Raw genomic sequence first — 19,615 nt, 5'->3', positions numbered from 1 at the left:
CCCGATGACCGCGCGGAAATGATCGCCTCGCTGCGCAGCCTCGGCCCGGCATCTGGCGCCCTGGCGCCAGACCTACCGCGTGTGCCTGCCCAAGGCCGGCACCCGCTGGCACCACGTGGAGGCCATGCCCCAGCGCGAGACCGACGGCTCGGTGGTCTGGCACGGGTTCTCCACCGACGTGACCGAGGCGAGGCTGGCCACGCAGAAGCTGGAGCGGCAGCACCGCATGCTCGAGGCGGTGCGCCTGGCCCAGTCGGTCTTCATCGAGGCCGAGGACAAGCGCAAGGCCTTCGAGGGGCTGCTGCAGGCCTTCCTCTCGGTGACCGGCAGCGCCTACGGCTTCGTGGGCGAGGTGCTCTACAGCGACACCGGCGCGCCCTACCTGCGCACCAGTGCCATCACCAACATCGCCTGGGACGAGGCGTCCCGCCTGATGTACGCCAGCCAGGCCGAGGCGGGCATGGCGTTCCGCAACCTCGACACCCTGTTCGGGCGCGCCATGCTCACCGGCGAGCCCCTGATCGCCAACCAGCCGGCCAGCCACCCGCACGCCGGGGGGCTGCCGGGCGGTCATCCGCCCATGGACGCCTTTCTGTGCGTGCCATTGGCCGTGGGCGACCGGCTCGTGGCCATGGTGGGCCTGGCAACCAGCCCGGGGGCTACAGCGAAGACGACATCGAGTTCCTGCAGCCCTTGCTGGGCGCGGTGCGCCAGCTGGTGCTGGCCTGGCGCGGCCACATCGAGCGGCGCCGCACGCGCGAGCAGCTGGAGATCACCAGCGAGCTGCTGACCGAGAAGAGCCTGGACCTGCGGGCCACGCTGGAGAGCATCGAGCAGGGCCTGTGCCGGGTGGACGCGGACCACCGTATCACGGCCTACAACCACCGCCTGCTCGACATGCTGGACCTGCCCGAAGCCTTGTTGCAGGGGCAACCCACGCTGGAACAGGTGCGGCGCTTCCAGACCGAGCGCGGCGACTTCGGGCCCGGGCTGTCCTGGGTGGACCCGATCGCCCACGCCCACCTCATGCACGGACCGCCGGTGCCACCGCCCGAGAAGTACTGGCGCAAGACGCGCGATGGCCGCACGCTGGAGATGCGCTCCCGGATGCTGCCCGACGGGGGCATGGTGCGCACCTTCACCGACGTGAGTTCCTACATGCAGGCCCAGGAGGCGCTGCGCGAGCAGCGCCAGCGCCTGGCCTGGGTGCTGGAGGCCACGCGGCCGGGCATCTGGGAAAACAACATCGCCGACAACGTGCTCACGGTCAACGAACGCTGGGCCGAGATGCTGGGCTACACCCTGCGCGAGCTGCAGCCCATGCGCGCCGAGACCTGGGAGGCGCTGGTGCATCCCGACGACCTGAAGCGGGCCGACCAGATCCGCGACCAGCACATCGCGGGCATCCTGCCGTACTACGAGTGCGACATCCGCATGCGCCACAAGGCGGGCCACTGGATCTGGGTCAACACGCGCGGCCGGGTGCACAAGCGCGATGCGCAGGACCGCGCCACGTTCATGTCGGGCACGCACCTGGACATCACCGAGCGCGTGGCCGCGCAGGAGCAGGTGAAGGCGCTCAACGCCAGCCTGGAGCAGCGGGTGGGCGCGCGCACGGCCGAGTTGGAGCGCTCCATGCGCGACATGGAGGCCATCTCGTACTCGATCGCGCACGACCTGCGCGCGCCGCTGCGTTCGGTCAACGGTTTTGCGTCCATCGTGCTGGAGGACGAGGCCGACCGCCTGAGCCCGACCGGGCGCGACATGTTCGAGCGCATCGCGCGCTCGTCGCGCAACATGGGCCAGATGATCACCGACATGCTCGAGCTGTTGCGCGTGGTCCGCGTGGACCTCGAACCCGTGCCGGTGGACATGGCCGCGCTGGCGCAGTCGGTGGTGGAAACGCTCTCGCCGCAGACCAACCACGCGCGCATCGACATCCAGGCCATGCCGCAGGCGATGGGCGATGCCACCTTGCTGCGCCAGGTGTTGTCCAACCTGATCGACAACGGGCTCAAGTACTCGCGCCACCTGGCGCAACCCGAACTGGCGGTGGGTTTCGATTCGGGTCAGCGCGCGTATTTCGTGCGGGACAACGGCATGGGCTTCGACATGGCGCACGCCGAGAAGCTGTTCGGCCTGTTCCAGCGCCTGCACGCGGGCAGCAACGTGCCCGGCATGGGGGTGGGGCTGGCCATCGTGGCGCGCATCGTCGAGCGCCATGGCGGGCGCGTCTGGGCCGAATCCGCGCCCGGAGAGGGCGCGACCTTCTGGCTGCGCCTGCCGCTGGGCTGACGCCCTCGCGCGGCGCGGCTCAGTTCGCGGCGTCGGGGGCGGGGGTGGCGGCCGGGGCCGCGTCAGCGGCGCTGTCGGGCGCCTGGGCGGCCGTCTTGCGCGCCTGGCGCACCGCCGCCTTGTCGCCCGCGCTGGCGAACTTGCTGTACTTGCCGGTCAGGCCGACCAGCTGGCCGTAGATCTTGGGGTTGGCGGCCAGGCATTCCTTCTGTTCGAGGAAGTCGGACTCACCGGTGAAGTTGCCCACCAGACCGCCGGCTTCGGTGACCAGCAAGGCGCCCGCGGCCACGTCCCAGGGGGAGAGGCCCATTTCGAAGAAGCCGTCGGTGAAGCCCGCGGCCACATAGGCCAGGTCGAGCGCGGCCGAGCCGGGGCGGCGCACGCCGGCCACGCGCGGCATCACGTCGCCGAACATCTGCAGGTAGGTCTGGAAGGCGTCGCCCGGGCGGAACGGGAAGCCGGTGGAAATCAGGCAGTCGCGCAGCGTGGTGCGCTTGCGCAACGCGGATGCGGCGGTCGTTCAGGTAGGCGCCGCGCCCGCGCGTGGCGCAGAAGAGGTCGTTGCGCGAGGGGTCGTAGACGACGGCCTGCTCCAGCCGGTTGCCCACCATGAGCGCGATGCTCACGCAGTAGACCGGGAAGCCGTGGATGAAGTTGGTGGTGCCGTCCAGCGGGTCGATGATCCAGACATGGTCTGCACCGCCATGTTTGCCCGGGCGCTTGCCCGACTCCTCGGCCCAGATGGCGTGGTCGGGGTAGGCGGTGAGCAGGGTGTCGATGATCGCGGCCTCGGCGGCCTGGTCGACCTCGGTCACGAAATCGTTGGTCTGTTTGACCGAGACCCGGACCGACTCCACGTCCAGCGCGGCGCGGTTGATGAGGGTGCCAGCGGTGCGTGCGGCCTTGATGGCCACGTTGAGCATGGGGTGGAGTGTGGACGACATGAATTGTGAACCTCGGCGCGCTCCGCAGGGGAGGGCGCGGCAGTGGTGGAAGAGCGGGTGACGAAGCCCGGCGATGCGGGCGGCGACAATACCCGGGATTTTACCGTCCCCGCCCTTTTTTCGCATGCGCACCCGTTTTGTCCTGATCCAGACCAGCCACGCCGGCAATGTGGGCGGTGTCGCCCGCGCCATGAAAGTCATGGGTTTCGACGACCTGGTGCTGGTGCAGCCGCGCTGGGCCAACGTGCTGCGGCGCGAGGAAACCATCCAGCGCGCCAGCGGGGCCAACGACGTGCTGGCCCAGGCGCGCATCGTGGACACGCTGGACGAGGCGCTGGAAGGCATGAGCCACCTCTGCGCCACCGCCATGACCCCGCGCGACTTCGGCCCGCCCACGCGCGCGCCGCGCGAGCACTTCACGGGGCTGCTGGGCGCGGGCGATCCGCCGTCAGGGGTGGCCTTCCTGTTCGGGTCCGAGCGTTTCGGCATGCGCAACGAAGACGTGTACCGCTGCCATGTGGCGCTGAGCATCCCCACCGCGCCGACCTTCGGCTCGCTCAACCTCGCCGCGGCGGTGCAGCTGATCGCCTACGACTGGCGCCAGGCGCTCGGCGGCTTCGGGGCGCCACCGGTGGTGGCCGAGCGGCCGCAGGCCGATGCCCAGGCCCTGGGCGGCATGCTCGACCACCTGGAGCGCGCCTTGGTGGCGGTGGACTTTCTCGACCCCGAGGCGCCCAAGAAGCTCATGCCGCGCCTGAACCAGCTTTTCAACCGGGCCGCGCCCAGCGACGAGGAAATCCACATTCTTCGAGGTGTCGCCAAGGCCATGCTGCAAGCCGCCGAGAAGGCGAAGCGATAGACTGCCGGCTTATGTTCGACCGCATCCGCTCCGACATCCAGTGCGTGCTTGACCGCGACCCGGCCGCGCGCAGCACCTGGGAGGTGATCACCTGCTACCCCGGGCTGCACGCCGTCTGGCTGCACCGCCCGGCGCACTGGTGCTGGAACCACGGCTTCAAGTGGCTGGGTCGCTTCATCTCGCACATTTCGCGCTGGTTCACGGGCATCGAGATCCACCCGGGCGCCAAGCTGGGCGAACGCGTGTTTTTCGATCACGCCATGGGCGTGGTGGTGGGCGAGACCGCCGAGATCGGTGACGGCTGCACGATCTACCAGGGCGTGACGCTGGGCGGTACCTCGCTCTACAAAGGCACCAAGCGCCACCCGACGCTGGGCCGCGACGTGGTGGTGAGCGCGGGCGCCAAAGTGCTGGGCGGTTTTGTCGTCGGCGACGGCGCCAAGATCGGCAGCAACGCGGTGGTGATCAAGCCGGTGCCCGCAGGGGCGACGGCGGTGGGCATTCCGGCCCGCATCATCCCGAGCAAGACCGGCGAGAGCGCCGATGTGACCGAGCAGGGCCAGAAGTTCCAGGCCTACGGCATCACGCAGGACGACGATCCCTTGTCGCAGGCCATGCGCGGCCTGATCGACAACGCCGCCGGGCAGGAGCACCAGATCGCGCTGCTCTGGCAGGCCATCGAGACCCTGGCCGAGACGAAGAAGCGCGATTGCGTGCCGCAGGACGCGGCGCGCGAGGAATGCTTCGAGGCCGAAAAGCTCAATCAGCTGGTCGGGAAGTGACGCGCAGCGCCGGGTGGCCGGCTCCGCTCATGTCCCCCGGCGGCCTTCGGCCGCCTCCTCCTTCACTTCGCTGCACCGGCCACCCGGCGCTGCGCGTCACGCGTGGTGGTGCGCGGCGAAGCCTCGCTCAGTGATGGTGGCCGTGCGCGCCATGCGCGTGGCCATGGGCGATCTCTTCGGCTGATGCGGCCTTCACGTCGATCACGTTCAGCGTGAACGTCAGGTCCTGGCCGGCCAGCGGGTGGTTGCCGTCGAGCATCACCGTGTCGCCCTTGATCTTGGTGACGGTGAAGATCTGGCGGTTGCCATCCGCATCGCTGCCTTCGAGCTGGCCGCCCACCTTCACGCCGGGCGGGAAATCCTTCTTCGGGATGGAGGTCACCAGGCTTTCGTCGCGCTCGCCGAAGGCCAGGGCCGGCAGCAGCTTCACGGTGGTCTTGAAGCCCTTCTCCTGGCCTTCCAGGGCCATCTCGACGCCCGGCAGCGTGTTGCCGTAACCGCCGTGCAGGTAGGCGCGCGGCTCCTTGCCGTCTTCGAGCACTTTGCCCTTGGCGTCGACGGCGCGGAAGGTGAGGGTGACGATGGTGTCTTTGGTGATCTTCATGGCGGGTCGCTGGAATGGGTTAGCGGGCGGGGCGCACGGCGGACTTCGGGCGGAAGGCCTTGCAGACGTCGTCGTGCGTTTCAAGATAGGGGCCGCCGATCAGGTCGATGCAGTAGGGCACGGCGGCGAAGATGCCGTTGATGCGCTGCGTGCCGTCGGCGTTTTTCAGACCTTCGAGCGTCTCGGCAATGGCCTTGGGCTGGCCGGGCAGGTTGATGATGAGGCTCTGGCTGCGGATCACCGCCACCTGGCGCGAGAGGATGGCGGTGGGCACGAAGGCCAGGCTGATCTGGCGCATCTGCTCGCCAAAACCCGGCATTTCCTTGTGCGCCACGGCCAGCGTGGCCTCGGGCGTCACGTCGCGCAGCGCCGGGCCGGTGCCACCGGTGGTGAGCACCAGCGAGCAGCCGGCGTGCACCAGTTCGATCAGCGTGGCGCTGATGCGCGCCTGCTCGTCGGGGATGAGGCGCGGTTCGAAGGTGATCGGGTTCCTGAGCGCGCGCGTGAGCCAGTCCTGCAGCGCGGGCAGGCCCTTGTCTTCGTACACGCCGGTGCTGGCGCGGTCGCTGATGGACACGATGCCGATGCGCACCGGGTCGGCGGAGGAGGGCGTGGTGGTCTCGCTCATGGCTGGTCTGGTTCGTCGGTGGGGGGCGCCGTCGTCGTCCTCGCCCTGGTTCAGCGTGGCCTTGACGATCTGGAAGATCTCCCGGTAGGCCTTGCCGTGGCGCACGGCCTCGCCCGGGCGCTCCTGTGCCTGCGTGGCCTGGGCGTCCTTGCGCGCCTGGCGGATCAGCGCGCGCAGGTGCTGCACGTCGGCGCCCGCGTCGAGCTGCAGCCACTGGGTGAGCGCGTCGTCGTCGGCGATCAGGCGGTCGCGCCATTGTTCGGCCAGGTGCAGCGAGAGCGTGCCCTTGGCCGAGCCCTTGTTCTGCTCGTCGAGCGCGGCTTCCACCGCGGCGATGGTGTCTTCGTCCAGCGCACGCATCAGCTTGCCGATGAACTGCATCTGGCGGCGGCGGCCTTCGAAGTTGGTGATGCGCTTGGCCTCGGCCACCGCGTCCAGCAGTTTTTCCGGCAGGTCGAGCTTCTGCGTCAGGTCGGCGCGCAGGGTGAGCAGGTTCTCGCCGAGCGCCTGGAGGCGGTCGCTCTCCCGTTTCAGGTCGGTCTTGCTCATTTCGGCGTCGCCCTTGAGCTCGCGCTTGAGCTCCAGGTCCAGCTCGCTGCCCAGGGCGACGAACTGGCCACGAACGAAATAGCCTTTGGTGGGTTTGCGGGACATGTGGATCGTTGAATAGGCCTTCTGCGCGAATGGCAGCGGCCGGAAGGGGCGGCAAGTATCATAGCCGTCGACATGAAAAACCCCTCCCAAGCCCCTGCGGCAGCCCCCCGTTCCCCCCTTTCCGGTTTCCAGTACGCCCGCAGCCAGTTCGAGGAACTGGTCGATCTGGCCCTGGGCCACGCGAAACAGCTCGGTGCTGTGGACGCGGCGGCCGAGGTGTCCGAGGGCGCCGGCCTGAGCGTTTCGGTGCGCAAGGGCGAGCTGGAGAACGTGGAGCGCAACCGCGACAAGTCGCTGGGTGTCACGGTCTACCTGGGACAGAAGCGCGGCAATGCCTCCACCTCCGATTTCTCCGCCGCCGCCGTGCGCCAGACGGTGCAGGCCGCCTACGACATCGCCCGCTTCACCGCCGAAGACCCGGTGGCCGGCCTGCCCGACGCCCAGGACGTGGCCGACAGCTACCCCGACCTGGACCTGTTCCACCCCTGGTCGCTCGATTCGGAAGAGGCCGCGCGCATCGCCCTGGCCTGTGAGGCGGCCGCTTTCGCCACCAGCAGGAAGATCAACAACAGCGAAGGGGCCGGCGTGTCGGCCCAGCAGTCGCACTTCTTCACCGCGCACCTGCGCGGCGGCGAGCGTGGCAAGCCCGGCATCTTCAGCGGGGGCTACGCCAGTTCGCGCCACAGCCTGTCGGTGGCGCCGATCGCGGGCAAGGGCGCGAACATGCAGCGCGACTACTGGTACAGCTCCATGCGCTCGCCCGGCGAGCTGGCCACGCCCGAGGCGGTGGGCCGCTACGCCGCCGAGCGCACGCTGGCGCGCCTCAACGGCCGCAAGATCGCCACCACCGAATGCCCGGTGCTGTTCGAGTCGCCCCTGGCGGCCGGTCTGCTGGGCAGCTACGTGCAGGCCACCAGCGGCGGCGCGCTGTACCGCAACACCACCTTCCTGCACGACAGCCTGGGCAAGCGCGTGACGGCCAAGCACCTGGACATCCTGGAAGACCCGCACGTGCGCAATGGCAAGGGCAGCGCGCCGTTCGACGACGAAGGCGTGCGCACGGCCAAGCGCAAGGTGCTCTCGGGTGGGCGGGTGCAGGGCTATTTCCTCTCCACCTACTCGGCGCGCAAGCTGGGCATGCGCACCACCGGCAACGCCGGCGGCTCGCACAACCTCACGCTCACCAGCCGGCTCACGCAGCCGGGCGACGACCTGCGCGCCATGCTGAAGAAACTCGGGCGCGGCCTGTTCGTCACCGAGCTCATGGGCCAGGGCGTGAACTACGTGACCGGCGACTACTCGCGCGGCGCCTCGGGCTACTGGGTGGAAAACGGCGAGATCGCCTACCCGGTGCACGAGATCACCATCGCCGGCAACCTTAAGGACATGCTGCTGGGCATCGAGGCCATCGGGGCCGATGCCTACAACTACGGTGCGAAAACGACCGGTTCGATCCTGATCAACCGGATGAAGGTGGCAGGGAGCTGACCTGACCCACCCCCGCGCCGCGCCTGCGGCGCGTCACCCCCTCAAGGGGGCAATGCCTGTGGCCTGGCAAAGCCAGTTCCACGGCATTCTGGATGGGCTGCTCAGTTGGACAGCGCGGCCTTCACGGCGGCAGACACCTGGCCCATGTCGGCCTTGCCGGCCAGGCGCGATTTCACCGCGCCCATGACCTTGCCCATGTCGCCCGGGCCCTTGGCGCCGAGTTCGGCCACGATGGCCTTGACTTCGGCGGCCACTTCGTCGGCCGACAGGCGCGCGGGCAGGTAGCCCTGCAGCACGGCCATTTCGGCGGCTTCCTTGTCCACCAGGTCCTGGCGCGCGGCCTTGGTGAAGGCCTCGATGCTGTCCTTGCGCTGCTTGACCAGCTTGTCCACGATGGCGATGACCATGGCGTCGTCCAGCTCCACGCGCTCGTCCACTTCCTTCTGCTTCATCGCGGCGGTGAGCAGGCGGATGGTGCCCAGGCGCTCGCTGTCCTTGGCGCGCATGGCGGCTTTCATGTCTTCGGTGATCTGGTCTTTCAGGCTCATGGAGGCTCCTGGGGTGGTCGAGAGAGGAATCGGAAACAAAAAAGCCCGCCTGAGCGTCCTCCAGCGGGCTTGTTCGCGACCGGGCGGCAGGGCCCGGTGGCTCGTGCTCAGTACAGCTTCTTGGGCAGCTGCATCGAGCGCACACGCTTGTAGTGGCGCTTGACGGCGGCGGCCTTCTTGCGCTTGCGCTCGGCGGTCGGCTTTTCGTAGAACTCGCGGGCGCGCAGATCGGTCAGCAGGCCGAGCTTTTCGATGGTGCGCTTGAAACGGCGCAGGGCGACGTCAAAGGGCTCGTTGTCTTTTACACGGATGGTCGTCATTGGCGAAGGATGTCCAGAATGCGCGGAAAGAGGATGAACGGGAAGATCGGGCCCGGGCGTCGTTTCCGCAAAATGTCCCGTCATTAACTAGTATTGGCCGACGGGGATTTGCCAGCAAAGCCCTGGATTATAGCCATTTTCATGGGGTTGGCTACCGCAGTGGCGCAGCGTGGGGGTCACAGCGCCTGTGCACAGGCGTGGGCGCTGGCCCAGGCCCATTGGAAGTTGTAGCCGCCCAGCCAGCCGGTCACGTCCACCACCTCCCCGATGAAATACAGGCCCGGCTGCTTCGATTCCAGGGTCTGGGACGAAAGGTCGCGGGTGTCCACACCGCCCAGCGTGACCTCGGCCTTGCGGTAGCCCTCGGTGCCGGTGGGGGTGAGTTCCCAGCGCGAGAGGCGCTCGGCCAGCCGGGCCAGGGCCTTGTCCGAGGCTTCGGCCACCGGGCGCTGCCAGTCGGCGTCCTGCTGCACCCAGGCCTCGGCCAGGCGGCTGGGCACCAGGCTGGCGAGTTCGTTGCCCAGCAGCTTGCGCGAGCTGGCCTTGGCGCGCGCCAGGGCGGCGGGCAGTTCGGTCTCGGGGGCCAGGTTCAGGCGGATCGGCGTGCCTTCCTGCCAGTAGCTGGAAATCTGCAGCACGGCCGGGCCGGACAGGCCACGGTGGGTGAACAGCAGGTCTTCCAGGAAAGCCATGCGGCCCTTTTTCTCGCCGGTCTCGATGCGCACCGGCAACGCGAGCCCGGCCAGGCCAGCGTAGGGCGCCCAGCCATCGCCGTCGAAGGTGAGCGGCACCAGGCCCGGGCGCTGCGCCACCAGGCGCAGGCCGAACTGGCTGGCGATGCGGTAGCCGAAGTCGCTCGCACCGATCTTGGGGATGGACAGGCCGCCGGTGGCGACCACCACCGCGCGGCCGCGCACCGGGCCCCGGTCGGTGTCGAGCTCGTACACGCCGTCACCGCCCTGGCGCACGGCCTTCACGCCGCAGGGCTGCCAGCGCTGCACGCCGCCCGCGTCGCATTCGCGCAGCAGCATCTGGATCAGGTCGTCGGCCGAGTGGTCGCAGAACAGCTGGCCTTTGTGCTTTTCGTGGAAGGCGATGCCATGGCGCTGTACCAGGCCGATGAAGTCGGCCGGCGTGTAGCGCGAGAGCGCCGAGCGGCAGAAATGCGGGTTGGCGCTCAGGAAGTGCTTGTGCGGCGCCTGCGGGTCGAGTTCGCGGTTGGTGAAGTTGGCGCGCCCGCCGCCGGAGATGCGGATCTTCTCCGCGACCTTGTCGCTGTGGTCGAGCACCAGCACGCGCTGGCCCCGCTGGCCGGCGATGCCGGCGCAAAAAAGGCCGGCCGCGCCCGCGCCGATGACGATGGCGTCGAAATCTTGCATGGCGGGCAGTGTAGGCGCAGCGCGCCTTCAGCCTGCGTGCTGACTTCTTTCGGCGAGGATCGCGGCCTTGCGCGTGAGACCGTCGATCTCGCCCGTGATGTCCGAGAGCACGTTCGCCACCACGGCGAACTCGCGGCCGTGTTGCCCGGCCCGCGCGGCCACCACCTGCGCGTTGAAGCTCACCACCTTGGCCTCCTTGCGCACGCTCTGGATGTCGCCGACTATGCCGGTGAGCTCCTTCATCATCGCGTCGGCGCGCGCCTTGGCGACCTCGTCGAAGGCGGTGGTCGCGGTGTTGAGGGCGTCGAGGATGCGGTCGGTGTGGTCCACCAGCTCGGCCAGGGTGGTGGGCACGCGCGGGCTGTAGGCCTCGATCTGTTCGAGCGCGCTGTGCATGAGCTGCATGAAGGCCTGTACCACCGGCCCGACCCCGCGCGTGCCGTGGTAGGTCTCCTGGATCTTGCGGGCGCCCTGTGCCTCGAGCTGGCCCACCGTGCCCAGCAGGTGTTGCTGGCTTTCGCTGAACATCTGCAGGCTGCGCTGCGCGGCCTGCAGTCGCCCGGCCTCGCCGTTGGCGGCGAGCACGGTCTGCAGGATCATGCGTTGCGAGAGCATGCGCTGGCGCGCGGCGAGGTTGACCAGCGAGAGGCCCGCGATGTGGGCGGGCGTGTCGCGGCGAACGGGTCGGGTGGGGGCGAGGGATGTCATGGGGCTGACATCAAGCAATCGCCGGGCCATGGTGGCCCGGGCGGCGTTCAGGCGGCGCGCGCGACCGCCTCGGGCGCCTGCACGGCCGCGATGCCGCGGACCACGTCACCGACCACGATCACGGCCGGGCTGCCCAGGCCTTCGCGCTCGATGGTGGCGCTCGATTGCCCCAGTGTGGTGAGCGCGTGCCGTTGTTGGGGCAGCGTGGCGTGCTGGATCACGGCCAGGGGCGTGTCGGCCGGCAGGCCGGTGAGCAGGTCCTGCTCGATCTGCGCGGCGCTGGACACGCCCATGTAGATCACGAGCGTGAGCTTGGCGTCGCGCGCGGTGGCGGCCAGGGTCTGCCAGTCGGTGCCGGCGTCACCCGGCTTGGCGTGGCCGGTGACGAAGACCACGCCGTGCGCGTGTTCGCGGTGGGTGAGCGGCACGCCCAGCGAGGTGAGACCGGCCAGTCCGGCCGTGATGCCATTGACCACCTGCACCTCGATGCCGGCGGCGCGCAGGTGCTCCACCTCTTCGCCGCCCCGGCCGAAGATGAAGGGGTCGCCGCCCTTGAGCCGCACCACCATTTCGCCTTCCTGGGCCGCCATCACCATGAGCTTCTCGATGAAGGCCTGCGGCGTGCTTTTGCAGCCGCCGCGTTTGCCCACGTGCACGATGCGCGCGCGCGGCGACGCGTGGGCGAGCACGCCGTCGCTCACGAGGTCGTCGACCAGCAGCACGGTGGCCGCGCTGATGGCCTTGACGGCCTTGAGCGTGAGCAGTTCGGGGTCGCCGGGGCCGGCGCCCACCAGGGCCACGGTACCGGGCAGGAACTCAGACGGCGAGGGCATGGGTTGCGGTTTCATGTTGCACGACCTCTCGCAAGATGTGTTCCACCTGCAGGGCAATCGGTGTGGGGATGGGCTCCGTGCCATCGAGCACGGCGCGGATGTAAGCGGCGGTGTGCGAGGCGTCCACCGCGGGCAGCGACGGCAGCCTGGCCAGCGGCCCGTCCTGCAGGGCTTGCACCTCGGTGCGCTCGCCGTCGCGGAACACTTCCATGCGCGGCGTGCGGCGTGCGTCGGCCACGGGTTCGCCTTCGGTGCCGCGCAGCAGCAGCGCATGAGCGCCGGTGAGCGCCCAGGTGGCGGCCATGGAGGTCGCGTATTCGGGGTGGGTGTAGCTGCCGACGATGAAGGCCTTGCCTTCGCACGGGTTCATGAGTTTCACCAGGCTGTGCGCGGGGTTGCGCAGGCCGACCGCGCGGCGCACGTCCAGCAGGCGCTTGAGGCCGGGGCTGAGCACCTCGGTGGGCACGAAGGCGACCTCGCCCGCGCCGAGCGTGGGCACCGCGCTGGCCGAAGGCACGCCGAGTGTTTCGAACACCTGGGAGGCGAACACGCGCTGGTTCTCGGTGGCGGTGCCATGCACCAGCACCGCCGCGCCCCGGCGCGCCAGCAGCAGGGCCAGCAGCGGGGTGAGCACCGGCAGCTTGCGCGCGCCGTTGTAGCTGGGCAGCACGACGGTGGCCAGGCCGTTGTCGGGCAGGCGGCGCAGGCGCGCGTGGGTGGCATCGAGGAAGCCGGCCATCTCGTCGGGCGTTTCGCCCTTGATGCGCATCGCCAGGCAGAAGCCGCCAACCTCCAGGTCGGTCACGGTGCCGTCCAGCACCTGGCCGAGCAGGTCGGTGGCCTGCTCGCGCGTGAGCGAGCGGGCGCCGTCCTTGCCCCGACCGATTTCCTTGATGTATTGACTGATGGCCATGACTTGCAAATTTCGGCGAATTGTCAGGCAAGTTTGATGACTTATCGTTATATGGGCGTTCTGGCCGCTCAGGCGGGCTGGGCCAGGGGCGCGCTGGCGCGCACCAGCCGCCTGAGTTCGGGTACGCAGGAGCCGCAGTGGGTGCCGCATTGCAGGCTGGCCTGCAGGGCGGCCAGGCGCTGGTCGTCGCTGCCTTCACAGCTGGCCAGCCGGGCCTGGATGGCGTCTTCACCCACGTTGAAGCACGTGCACACCTGCCGGCCCTTGGCCACCACGGCCACGGGGGCCTTGGCGCCCGGCATCAGCAGCAGGCGGCCGTACGCGGCGGCGGGCAGCCCGTCCTGCAGCAGGGGCTTGATCCAGACCTCAGCGCGCGTGTCGCCGGCCAGCACGAAGGCCTCGAGCCGGGTGGTGTCGCCCTCGCGCACCAGGCGCGCGGTGCGGCGCTGGCCCAGGCGCTTGTCCACGTAGCGCAGCGCATCGGCCGTCTGCAGGCCCAGCAGGGCTTCGATGCGTTCGATCAGTCCGGGCTCGGGTGCATCGTGCGCGGCGGCGCGGAACAGGACGCCGGTGCGTTCGCGGCCGAAGGGCACGCACGAGGCGAACGGAAACTCCGCCATCAGCGCGCGCAGGCCTTCCCGCGCTTCCAGTGCCTGGGTGTCGGGCAGCCAGCCCAAGGCCAGCAGCGTCCAGGGCAGTTCGGCCTTGAGCACCTTCACCGCCGCGTGCTTGAGCTCGGGCTGTTTGGAGGTGGGGCAGTAGGCCGAGGTGGTCAGCGCGTTGACGCCGGCCAGCGGCTCGCCGGTGCTGCTCAGGCCGCTGAGGTATTCCGCGCCCCAGTGCATGGCGATGAAGGCCTGCGACAGGCCGATCTCGTCGGACGCCATGGCGGGCACCAGGATGGAGCCGCGCTTGCTGGTCACGTGCACCAGGTCGCCGTCCTTCAGGCCGCGGCGTTCCATGTCTTGCGGGTGCAGTTGCACCGAGGGTTCGGCGACGTGGCCGAACAGGCGGCCCAACGTGCCGGTGCGGGTCATGCCGTGCCACTGGTCGCGCAGGCGGCCGGTGGTGAGCGAGAACGGGTAACGCGACTCGCGCGGCTCGGCCAGCGGCACGAAGGGCAGGGCGGCGAAGCGGGCCTTGCCGTCGGGCGTGGCGAACACACCGTCTTCGTAAAGGCGCTGGCGGCCCTGCGATTCGCCGGCCTTGAGGGGCCATTGCTGCGGCCCCTGCTGCTGCAGCATGGCGTAGCTCAGGCCGGTGATGTCGAGGTCGCGCCCGCGCGTGGATTCGCGGTGCTCCAGCCACAGGCTTTCGGCATCGGGGTAGGGGAACAGCGTGGGCTGGCCGGGGCGCCAGCGGGCTTCGAGGCGCTGCGCGACGTCGACCACGATGCGCCAGTCGTGCCGCGCCTGGCCGTGCGCGGGCACGGCGGCGCGCACGCGGCTGATGCGGCGCTCGCTGTTGGTGACGGTGCCGTCCTTCTCGCCCCAGGTGGTGGCGGGCAGCAGCAGGTCGGCGTATTCGCAGGTGGCGGCGGTGGCGTAGGCCTCCTGCACCACGACGAATTCGGCGCGCGCCAGCGCGCGGCGCACGGTGGCCTGGTCGGGCATGGACTGGGCCGGGTTGGTGCAGGCGATCCAGAGCGCCTTCACCTGGCCGTCGGCGGCCGCCTCGAACAGCTCGACCGCGCTCAGGCCGGGCTTCTCGGGCACCGAAGGCAGGCCCCAGAGCGCGGCCACTTCGGCGCGGTGCGCGGGGTTGGCCAGGTCGCGGTGCGCGCTCAGCAGGTTGGCCAGGCCGCCGACCTCGCGCCCGCCCATGGCGTTGGGCTGGCCGGTGAGCGAGAACGGGCCGGCGCCGGGTTGGCCGATCTGGCCCGTGCGCCAGGTGCAGGTTGATCAGGGTGGCGTTCTTGGCCGTGCCGCTGCTGCTCTGGTTCAGGCCCTGGCAGTAGAGGCTGAGCGTGGCGGGCGAGGTCGCGAACCACTTGGCGGCGGTGAACAGGTCTTCGCGCCGCAGGCCGCAGACCTGGGCCACGCGCTCGGGCGTGTGTTCGCGCACCAGGGCCTTGAGTGCGTCGAAGCCGGTGGTGTGCGCGGCGATGTAGCCGCTGTCGATCCAGCCTTCCCACAGCATGATGTGCAGCAGGCCGTGGAACAGCATCACGTCGCTGCCCGGCTGCAGAGGGAGGTAGAGGTCGGCGAAACCGGCGGTGTCGGTGCGGCGCGGGTCGGCCACGATCACCTTCATGGCCGGGTTGTTCTTGCGCGCTTCCTCGATGCGGCGGAACAGCACCGGGTGCGCGAAGGCCGCGTTGCTGCCGACGATGAAAAGGCATTGCGCGTGGTTCACGTCGTCGTAGCAGGTGGGCGGCGCGTCGGCGCCCAGCGTGAGCTTGTAGCCGGCCACCGCGCTGCTCATGCACAGGCGCGAGTTGGTGTCGACGTTGTTGGTGCCGATCAGGCCTTTGGCGAGCTTGTTGAAGGCGTAGTAGTCCTCGGTGAGCAGTTGTCCGCTGATGTAGAAGCCGACCGCGTCCGGGCCGTGCCGCTCGACCACCGAGGCGAAGCGCTCGGCGGCGAGGTCGAGCGCCGCGTCCCAGGCCAGGGGCGACGCGGGCGCGCCGCGTTGTGCGCGCTGCATGGGGTGCAGCAGGCGTGTCTGCTGGGCGATCGCGGGCGACGCGGTGAGGTGCAGGGTCTGGCCCTTGGTGCAGAGGCGGCCGAAGTTCGCCGGGTGCTGCGGGTCGCCGCGCACGCCGGTGATCTGGCTGCCCACGCTTTCGATCAACACCCCGCAGCCCACGCCGCAGTAGGGGCAGGTGGAGCGGGTGGTGATCGGGCTCATGCGGGGACGGTGGCCGCCGCGCCGGGCCGCCCCAAGCCAGGCCGCTCCCCCTCGGGGGGCAGCGACCCGCGCAGCGGCGGAGCGTGGGGGTCGGTTGCCCTGCGCTGAGGGCCGGCCACGGGCCGCGTGAGATCGGTCGCCTGGGTCGCGAGTTCGTGCGCGTCCAGGTGCACCACGCCGTCCTGCACCTTCACCGCGAAGCGCGGCGTGCAGCCTTCGTCCGGCTCCTTGGCGCAGCCGCTGTCCAGGCCGATGGTCCAGTTGTGCATCGGGCAGGCCACGTGGGTGCCGAAGACGATGCCCTGGCTCAGCGGGCCGCCCTTGTGCGGGCAGCGGTCGAGCAGGGCGAAGACCTCGTCGCGGTCATTGCGGAACACGGCCACGTCCAGGCCCTTGTCGCGTTGCACGCAGCGCGAGCCGAGTACGGGGATGTCGTCCAGGCGGGCGATCGGAATCCAGCTGCTCATGCCGCGCTCCCTTCCAGTGCCACCGCTTGGATGGGAATGAACTGGCGCGTGTCCACCGCCGCCTTCTGGTGCTCGAACCACGGATCGGGCTCGCCGTCGAGCGCGAACTGCAGCTGTTCCCACAGCGCCTTGCGGCCTTCGGCGTCGTCGAGGATCTTCTTCTTCACGTGATCCAGGCCCACGCGGTTCACGTAGTGCACCGTGCGCTCCAGGTACCAGCCTTCGAGGCGGTAGAGCTGCATGAAGGCGCCGGTGTACTCCAGCACTTCCTCGGCGGTCTTGAGCTTGGTGAAGAACTCGGCCACCTCGGTCTTGATGCCGCCGTTGCCGGCGATGTACATCTCCCAGCCCGAGTCCACGCCGATGATGCCCACGTCCTTGATGCCGGCCTCGGCGCAGTTGCGCGGGCAGCCGCTGACCGCGAACTTCACCTTGTGCGGCGCGTACATGCGCCACATCGCGCGCTCCAGGTCCTTGCCCATCTGCGTGCTGTCCTGCGTGCCCATGCGGCACCACTCGCTGCCCACGCAGGTCTTCACCGTGCGCAGGGCCTTGGCATAGGCGTGGCCGCTGGGCATGCCGATGTCCTTCCAGACGTTGACCAGGTCTTCCTTCTTCACGCCCAGCAGGTCGATGCGCTGGCCGCCGGTGACCTTCACGGTGGGGATCTTGTATTTGTCCACCGCGTCGGCGATGCGGCGCAGCTCGTCGGCCGTGGTCTCGCCGCCCCACATGCGCGGGATCACGCTGTAGGTGCCGTCCTTCTGGATGTTGGCGTGCGCGCGCTCGTTGATGAAGCGGCTCTGCGGGTCGTCCCTGGCCTCCTTGGGCCAGGTGCTGATGAGGTAGTAGTTGACGGCCGGGCGGCAGGTGGCGCAGCCGTTGGGCGTGCGCCAGCCCAGGCCTTCGAACACGGCGCCGATGCTCAGCAGCCGGCTGTCGCGGATGGCGTCGCGCACGGCCTGGTGGCCGTGGTCGGTGCAGGCGCACATGGCTTTCAGCTTGGGCGTGGCGGAGTAGTCGCCGCCGGCGGTGAACATCAGGATCTGTTCCACCAGGCCGGTGCACGAGCCGCAGGAGGCGCTGGCCTTGGTGAGCTTGCGCACCTCCTCCAGCGTGAACAGGCCCTTGTCCTTGATGGCCTTGCAGATGCTGCCCTTGGTCACGCCGTTGCAGCCGCAGACCTCGTCGCTGTCGGCCATGGCGGCGGCCTTGCTGTGGCCCTGGTGGCCCACGTCGCCGATGTTGGATTCGCCGAACATCAGGCGGTCGCGGATGTCGGCCACGCTGCGGCCATCGCGCAGCAGCTTGAAGTACCAGCTGCCGTCCACCGTGTCGCCGTACAGGCAGGCGCCCACCAGCTTGTCGCCCTGGATCACCAGCTTCTTGTAGACACCGCCCGAGGGGTCGCTCATCACGATCTCTTCGGTGTGCTCGCCGCCCATGAAGTTGCCGGCGGAGAAGAGGTCGATGCCGGTGACCTTGAGCTTGGTGGAGGTGAGCGAGCCAATGTAGCGGCCGATGCCGAATTCGGCCAGGTGCGTGGCCAGCACCTTGCCCTGTTCGAACAGCGGCGCCACCAGGCCGTAGGCGATGCCGCGGTGCGCCGCGCACTCGCCCACCGCGTAGATGCGCGGGTCGGTCACGGTCTGCAGCGTGTCGCTGACCACGATGCCCTTGTTCACGTGCAGGTTCATGGACTCCGCCAGCGCGGTGTTGGGGCGGATGCCCACCGCCATCACCACCAGGTCGGCCGGCAGCTCGGTGCCGTCCTTGAAGCGGATCGCCTTCACGCGGCCAGCCTCGTTGTCCACCAGTTCCTGCGTCTGCGCGCCGATCAGGAAGCGCATGCCGCGCTGCTCCAGCGACTGCTGCAGCAGCTTGCCGGCCACGTCGTCGAGCTGGCGTTCCATGAGCCAGGGCGCGACGTGCACCACGCTCACCGCCATGCCGCGCTTCATCAGGCCATTGGCCGCTTCCAGGCCGAGCAGGCCGCCGCCGATGACGATCGCATGCTGGTACTGCGTGGCCGCGTCGATCATGGCCTGGGTGTCGGCGATGTCGCGGTAGGCCAGCACGCCCTGCAGGTCCTTGCCCGGGATGGGCAGCATGAAGGGGTTGGAGCCGGTGGCGATGATGAGGCGGTCGTAGGGCGCCTCGATCACGCCGCCCTGGCCGTCGCTGGCGCGCACGACGCGCCTGACGCGATCCACCTCGGTCACGGTCTTGCCCGCGTGCAGGGTGATGCCGTGCTCCTGGTACCAGGCCCAGTCGTTGAGCACGATCTCGTCCAGCGTCTGCTCGCCCGCCAGCACCGGCGAGAGCAGGATGCGGTTGTAGTTGGGGTGGGGCTCCGAGCCGAACACCGTGATGTCGTAGAGCTCGGGCGCGATCTTGAGCAGCTCTTCGAGCGTGCGCACGCCGGCCATGCCGTTGCCGACCATGACCAGTTTCAGGCGTTGCGAGGGGGGCAGGCGCATGTCCATGGGGTTCTCCTGGGCGGCCGGTCAGGCCAGCTTCTCCACGTGGGTCTGGCGGGTGTAGAGGAAGTCGATCACTTCCTTGCGGCATTGCTGGTAGGTCGGGTTGTCGGCCAGCGCCACGCGCTGGCGCGGGCGCGGCAGGTCCACGCGCAGCACCTCGCCGATGGTGGCGGCCGGGCCGTTGGTGAGCATCACGATGCGGTCGCTCAGCAGCACGGCCTCGTCCACGTCGTGCGTGACCATCACCACGGTGCTGTGCGTGCGCGCCACGATCTCCAGCAGCTCGTCCTGCAGCTTGGCGCGGGTGAGCGCGTCGAGCGCGCCGAAGGGTTCGTCCATGAGCAGCACCTTGGGTTCCATCGACAGGGCGCGCGCGATGCCCACGCGCTGCTTCATGCCGCCGGAGATTTCGCCGGGGCGCTTCTGCGCGGCGGCGGTGAGGCCCACCAGGGCCAGCGCGGCTTCGGTGCGCGCCTTGAGCTGCGCTTTGTTTTCGTTGGCGCCGAAGACGCGTTCGACCGCGAGATGCACGTTCTCGAAGCAGGTCAGCCAGGGCAGCAGCGAGTGGTTCTGGAACACCACCGCGCGCTCGGGGCCGGGGCCGGCGATCTCCTTGTCGGCGCACAGCAGCACGCCGCTGGTGGGCGTGGTCAGGCCGGCGATGAGGTTGAGCAGCGTGGACTTGCCGCAGCCCGAGTGGCCGATCAGCGTGACGAACTCGCCCTTGGCGACGGTGAGGTCGATCTGGCGCAGCGCGGGGAAGAGGCCCTTGCGGGTCTTGAAGGTCTGCTCGACGCCCTGGATCTCGATGTACTTGGACGCATCGCTCATTTGGAAACCTCCATGCTGCGCTTTGCGGT

General features: G+C 69.4%; 15 protein-coding genes and 4 pseudogenes. 5 read left to right on the top strand and 14 right to left on the bottom strand.

Annotation, left to right across the window (positions count from 1 at the left end; genetic code table 11):
- Positions 1-124: 124 nt before the first annotated feature.
- Positions 125-790, top strand: coding sequence for a GAF domain-containing protein (locus ACFJI0_RS15125; RefSeq protein ID WP_382325669.1), 666 nt, complete (start codon positions 125-127; stop codon positions 788-790).
- Positions 706-2,295: a PAS-domain containing protein gene (locus tag ACFJI0_RS15120; protein ID WP_382325667.1), complete on the top strand. Its 1,590-nt coding sequence runs from the start codon at positions 706-708 to the stop codon at positions 2,293-2,295. Before ACFJI0_RS15125 ends, ACFJI0_RS15120 begins: the two co-directional genes overlap by 85 nt.
- A 19-nt stretch (positions 2,296-2,314) precedes the next feature.
- Here ACFJI0_RS15120 and ACFJI0_RS15115 read toward each other — a convergent pair.
- Positions 2,315-3,239, bottom strand: a pseudogene (locus ACFJI0_RS15115) (inositol monophosphatase family protein).
- Between the two features lie 124 nt (positions 3,240-3,363).
- On the opposite strand from ACFJI0_RS15115, the gene ACFJI0_RS15110 reads away from it, so the two are divergent.
- Both ACFJI0_RS15110 and cysE read left to right on the top strand, forming a co-directional pair.
- Positions 3,364-4,098, top strand: a complete 735-nt coding sequence (locus tag ACFJI0_RS15110) for an RNA methyltransferase (RefSeq protein ID WP_382156472.1) — start codon at positions 3,364-3,366, stop codon at positions 4,096-4,098.
- Between the two features lie 11 nt (positions 4,099-4,109).
- A complete protein-coding gene (gene cysE, locus ACFJI0_RS15105) occupies positions 4,110-4,880 on the top strand; it encodes a serine O-acetyltransferase (protein ID WP_382320808.1) in 771 nt (256 codons plus the stop codon).
- Positions 4,881-5,007: 127 nt separating this feature from the next.
- Here the strand turns inward: cysE and ACFJI0_RS15100 are convergent, their stop codons facing one another.
- The 3 genes and pseudogenes from ACFJI0_RS15100 to yjgA form a co-directional block, all read right to left on the bottom strand.
- On the bottom strand, positions 5,008-5,484 hold the full coding sequence (locus tag ACFJI0_RS15100) for a peptidylprolyl isomerase (RefSeq protein ID WP_382320806.1): 477 nt from the start codon (positions 5,482-5,484) through the stop codon (positions 5,008-5,010).
- Positions 5,485-5,503: 19 nt separating this feature from the next.
- Entirely contained in the window at positions 5,504-6,112 is a 609-nt protein-coding gene (gene mog / locus ACFJI0_RS15095; protein ID WP_382325665.1) for a molybdopterin adenylyltransferase, read from the bottom strand.
- Between the two features lie 72 nt (positions 6,113-6,184).
- Positions 6,185-6,661: pseudogene (gene yjgA / locus ACFJI0_RS15090) on the bottom strand (ribosome biogenesis factor YjgA); the annotation flags it as partial.
- A 177-nt stretch (positions 6,662-6,838) separates the two neighbouring features.
- On the opposite strand from yjgA, the gene pmbA reads away from it, so the two are divergent.
- On the top strand, positions 6,839-8,254 hold the full coding sequence (gene pmbA / locus ACFJI0_RS15085) for a metalloprotease PmbA (protein WP_382320804.1): 1,416 nt from the start codon (positions 6,839-6,841) through the stop codon (positions 8,252-8,254).
- Positions 8,255-8,355: 101 nt separating this feature from the next.
- Here pmbA and ACFJI0_RS15080 read toward each other — a convergent pair whose 3' ends face one another.
- The 10 genes and pseudogenes from ACFJI0_RS15080 to ACFJI0_RS15035 all read right to left on the bottom strand — a co-directional run bounded on the left by ACFJI0_RS15080 (position 8,356) and on the right by ACFJI0_RS15035 (position 19,586).
- Positions 8,356-8,802 (bottom strand): GatB/YqeY domain-containing protein, encoded by a 447-nt coding sequence (locus ACFJI0_RS15080; RefSeq protein ID WP_382320802.1) that lies wholly within the window; start codon positions 8,800-8,802, stop codon positions 8,356-8,358.
- A gap of 107 nt (positions 8,803-8,909) precedes the next feature.
- Positions 8,910-9,122: a 30S ribosomal protein S21 gene (gene rpsU / locus ACFJI0_RS15075; protein WP_056273869.1), complete on the bottom strand. Its 213-nt coding sequence runs from the start codon at positions 9,120-9,122 to the stop codon at positions 8,910-8,912.
- 176 nt (positions 9,123-9,298) lie between these two features.
- Complete coding sequence (locus ACFJI0_RS15070) at positions 9,299-10,501, bottom strand: NAD(P)/FAD-dependent oxidoreductase (protein ID WP_382320801.1); 1,203 nt, start codon at positions 10,499-10,501, stop codon at positions 9,299-9,301.
- A gap of 27 nt (positions 10,502-10,528) precedes the next feature.
- Positions 10,529-11,209 carry a methyl-accepting chemotaxis protein gene (locus ACFJI0_RS15065; RefSeq protein WP_382320799.1) on the bottom strand — a complete coding sequence of 227 codons (681 nt, stop codon included), beginning with the start codon at positions 11,207-11,209 and terminating at the stop codon, positions 10,529-10,531.
- A gap of 47 nt (positions 11,210-11,256) precedes the next feature.
- Positions 11,257-12,042: a uroporphyrinogen-III C-methyltransferase gene (cobA, locus tag ACFJI0_RS15060; protein ID WP_382320797.1), complete on the bottom strand. Its 786-nt coding sequence runs from the start codon at positions 12,040-12,042 to the stop codon at positions 11,257-11,259.
- On the bottom strand, positions 12,026-12,955 hold the full coding sequence (gene ybiB / locus ACFJI0_RS15055) for a DNA-binding protein YbiB (protein WP_382320795.1): 930 nt from the start codon (positions 12,953-12,955) through the stop codon (positions 12,026-12,028). Before ybiB ends, cobA begins: the two co-directional genes overlap by 17 nt.
- A gap of 68 nt (positions 12,956-13,023) precedes the next feature.
- Positions 13,024-15,805 (bottom strand): annotated as a pseudogene (locus ACFJI0_RS15050) (molybdopterin-dependent oxidoreductase).
- A 95-nt stretch (positions 15,806-15,900) separates the two neighbouring features.
- Positions 15,901-16,272 (bottom strand): annotated as a pseudogene (nirD, locus tag ACFJI0_RS15045) (nitrite reductase small subunit NirD); the annotation flags it as partial.
- Complete coding sequence (gene nirB, locus ACFJI0_RS15040; RefSeq protein ID WP_382320793.1) at positions 16,269-18,758, bottom strand: nitrite reductase large subunit NirB; 2,490 nt, start codon at positions 18,756-18,758, stop codon at positions 16,269-16,271. The gene nirB and the pseudogene nirD, both read right to left, overlap by 4 nt.
- A gap of 21 nt (positions 18,759-18,779) precedes the next feature.
- Positions 18,780-19,586 (bottom strand): ABC transporter ATP-binding protein, encoded by an 807-nt coding sequence (locus ACFJI0_RS15035; RefSeq protein WP_382320791.1) that lies wholly within the window; start codon positions 19,584-19,586, stop codon positions 18,780-18,782.
- Positions 19,587-19,615 lie beyond the last annotated feature (29 nt).

It is taken from the genome of Hydrogenophaga sp. UC242_53, from assembly GCF_042696965.1.
Taxonomy (GTDB): domain Bacteria; phylum Pseudomonadota; class Gammaproteobacteria; order Burkholderiales; family Burkholderiaceae_C; genus Hydrogenophaga.
The sequence above is the reverse complement of the archived record's forward strand: the minus strand, read 5'-3'. Positions and strand labels throughout refer to the sequence as shown.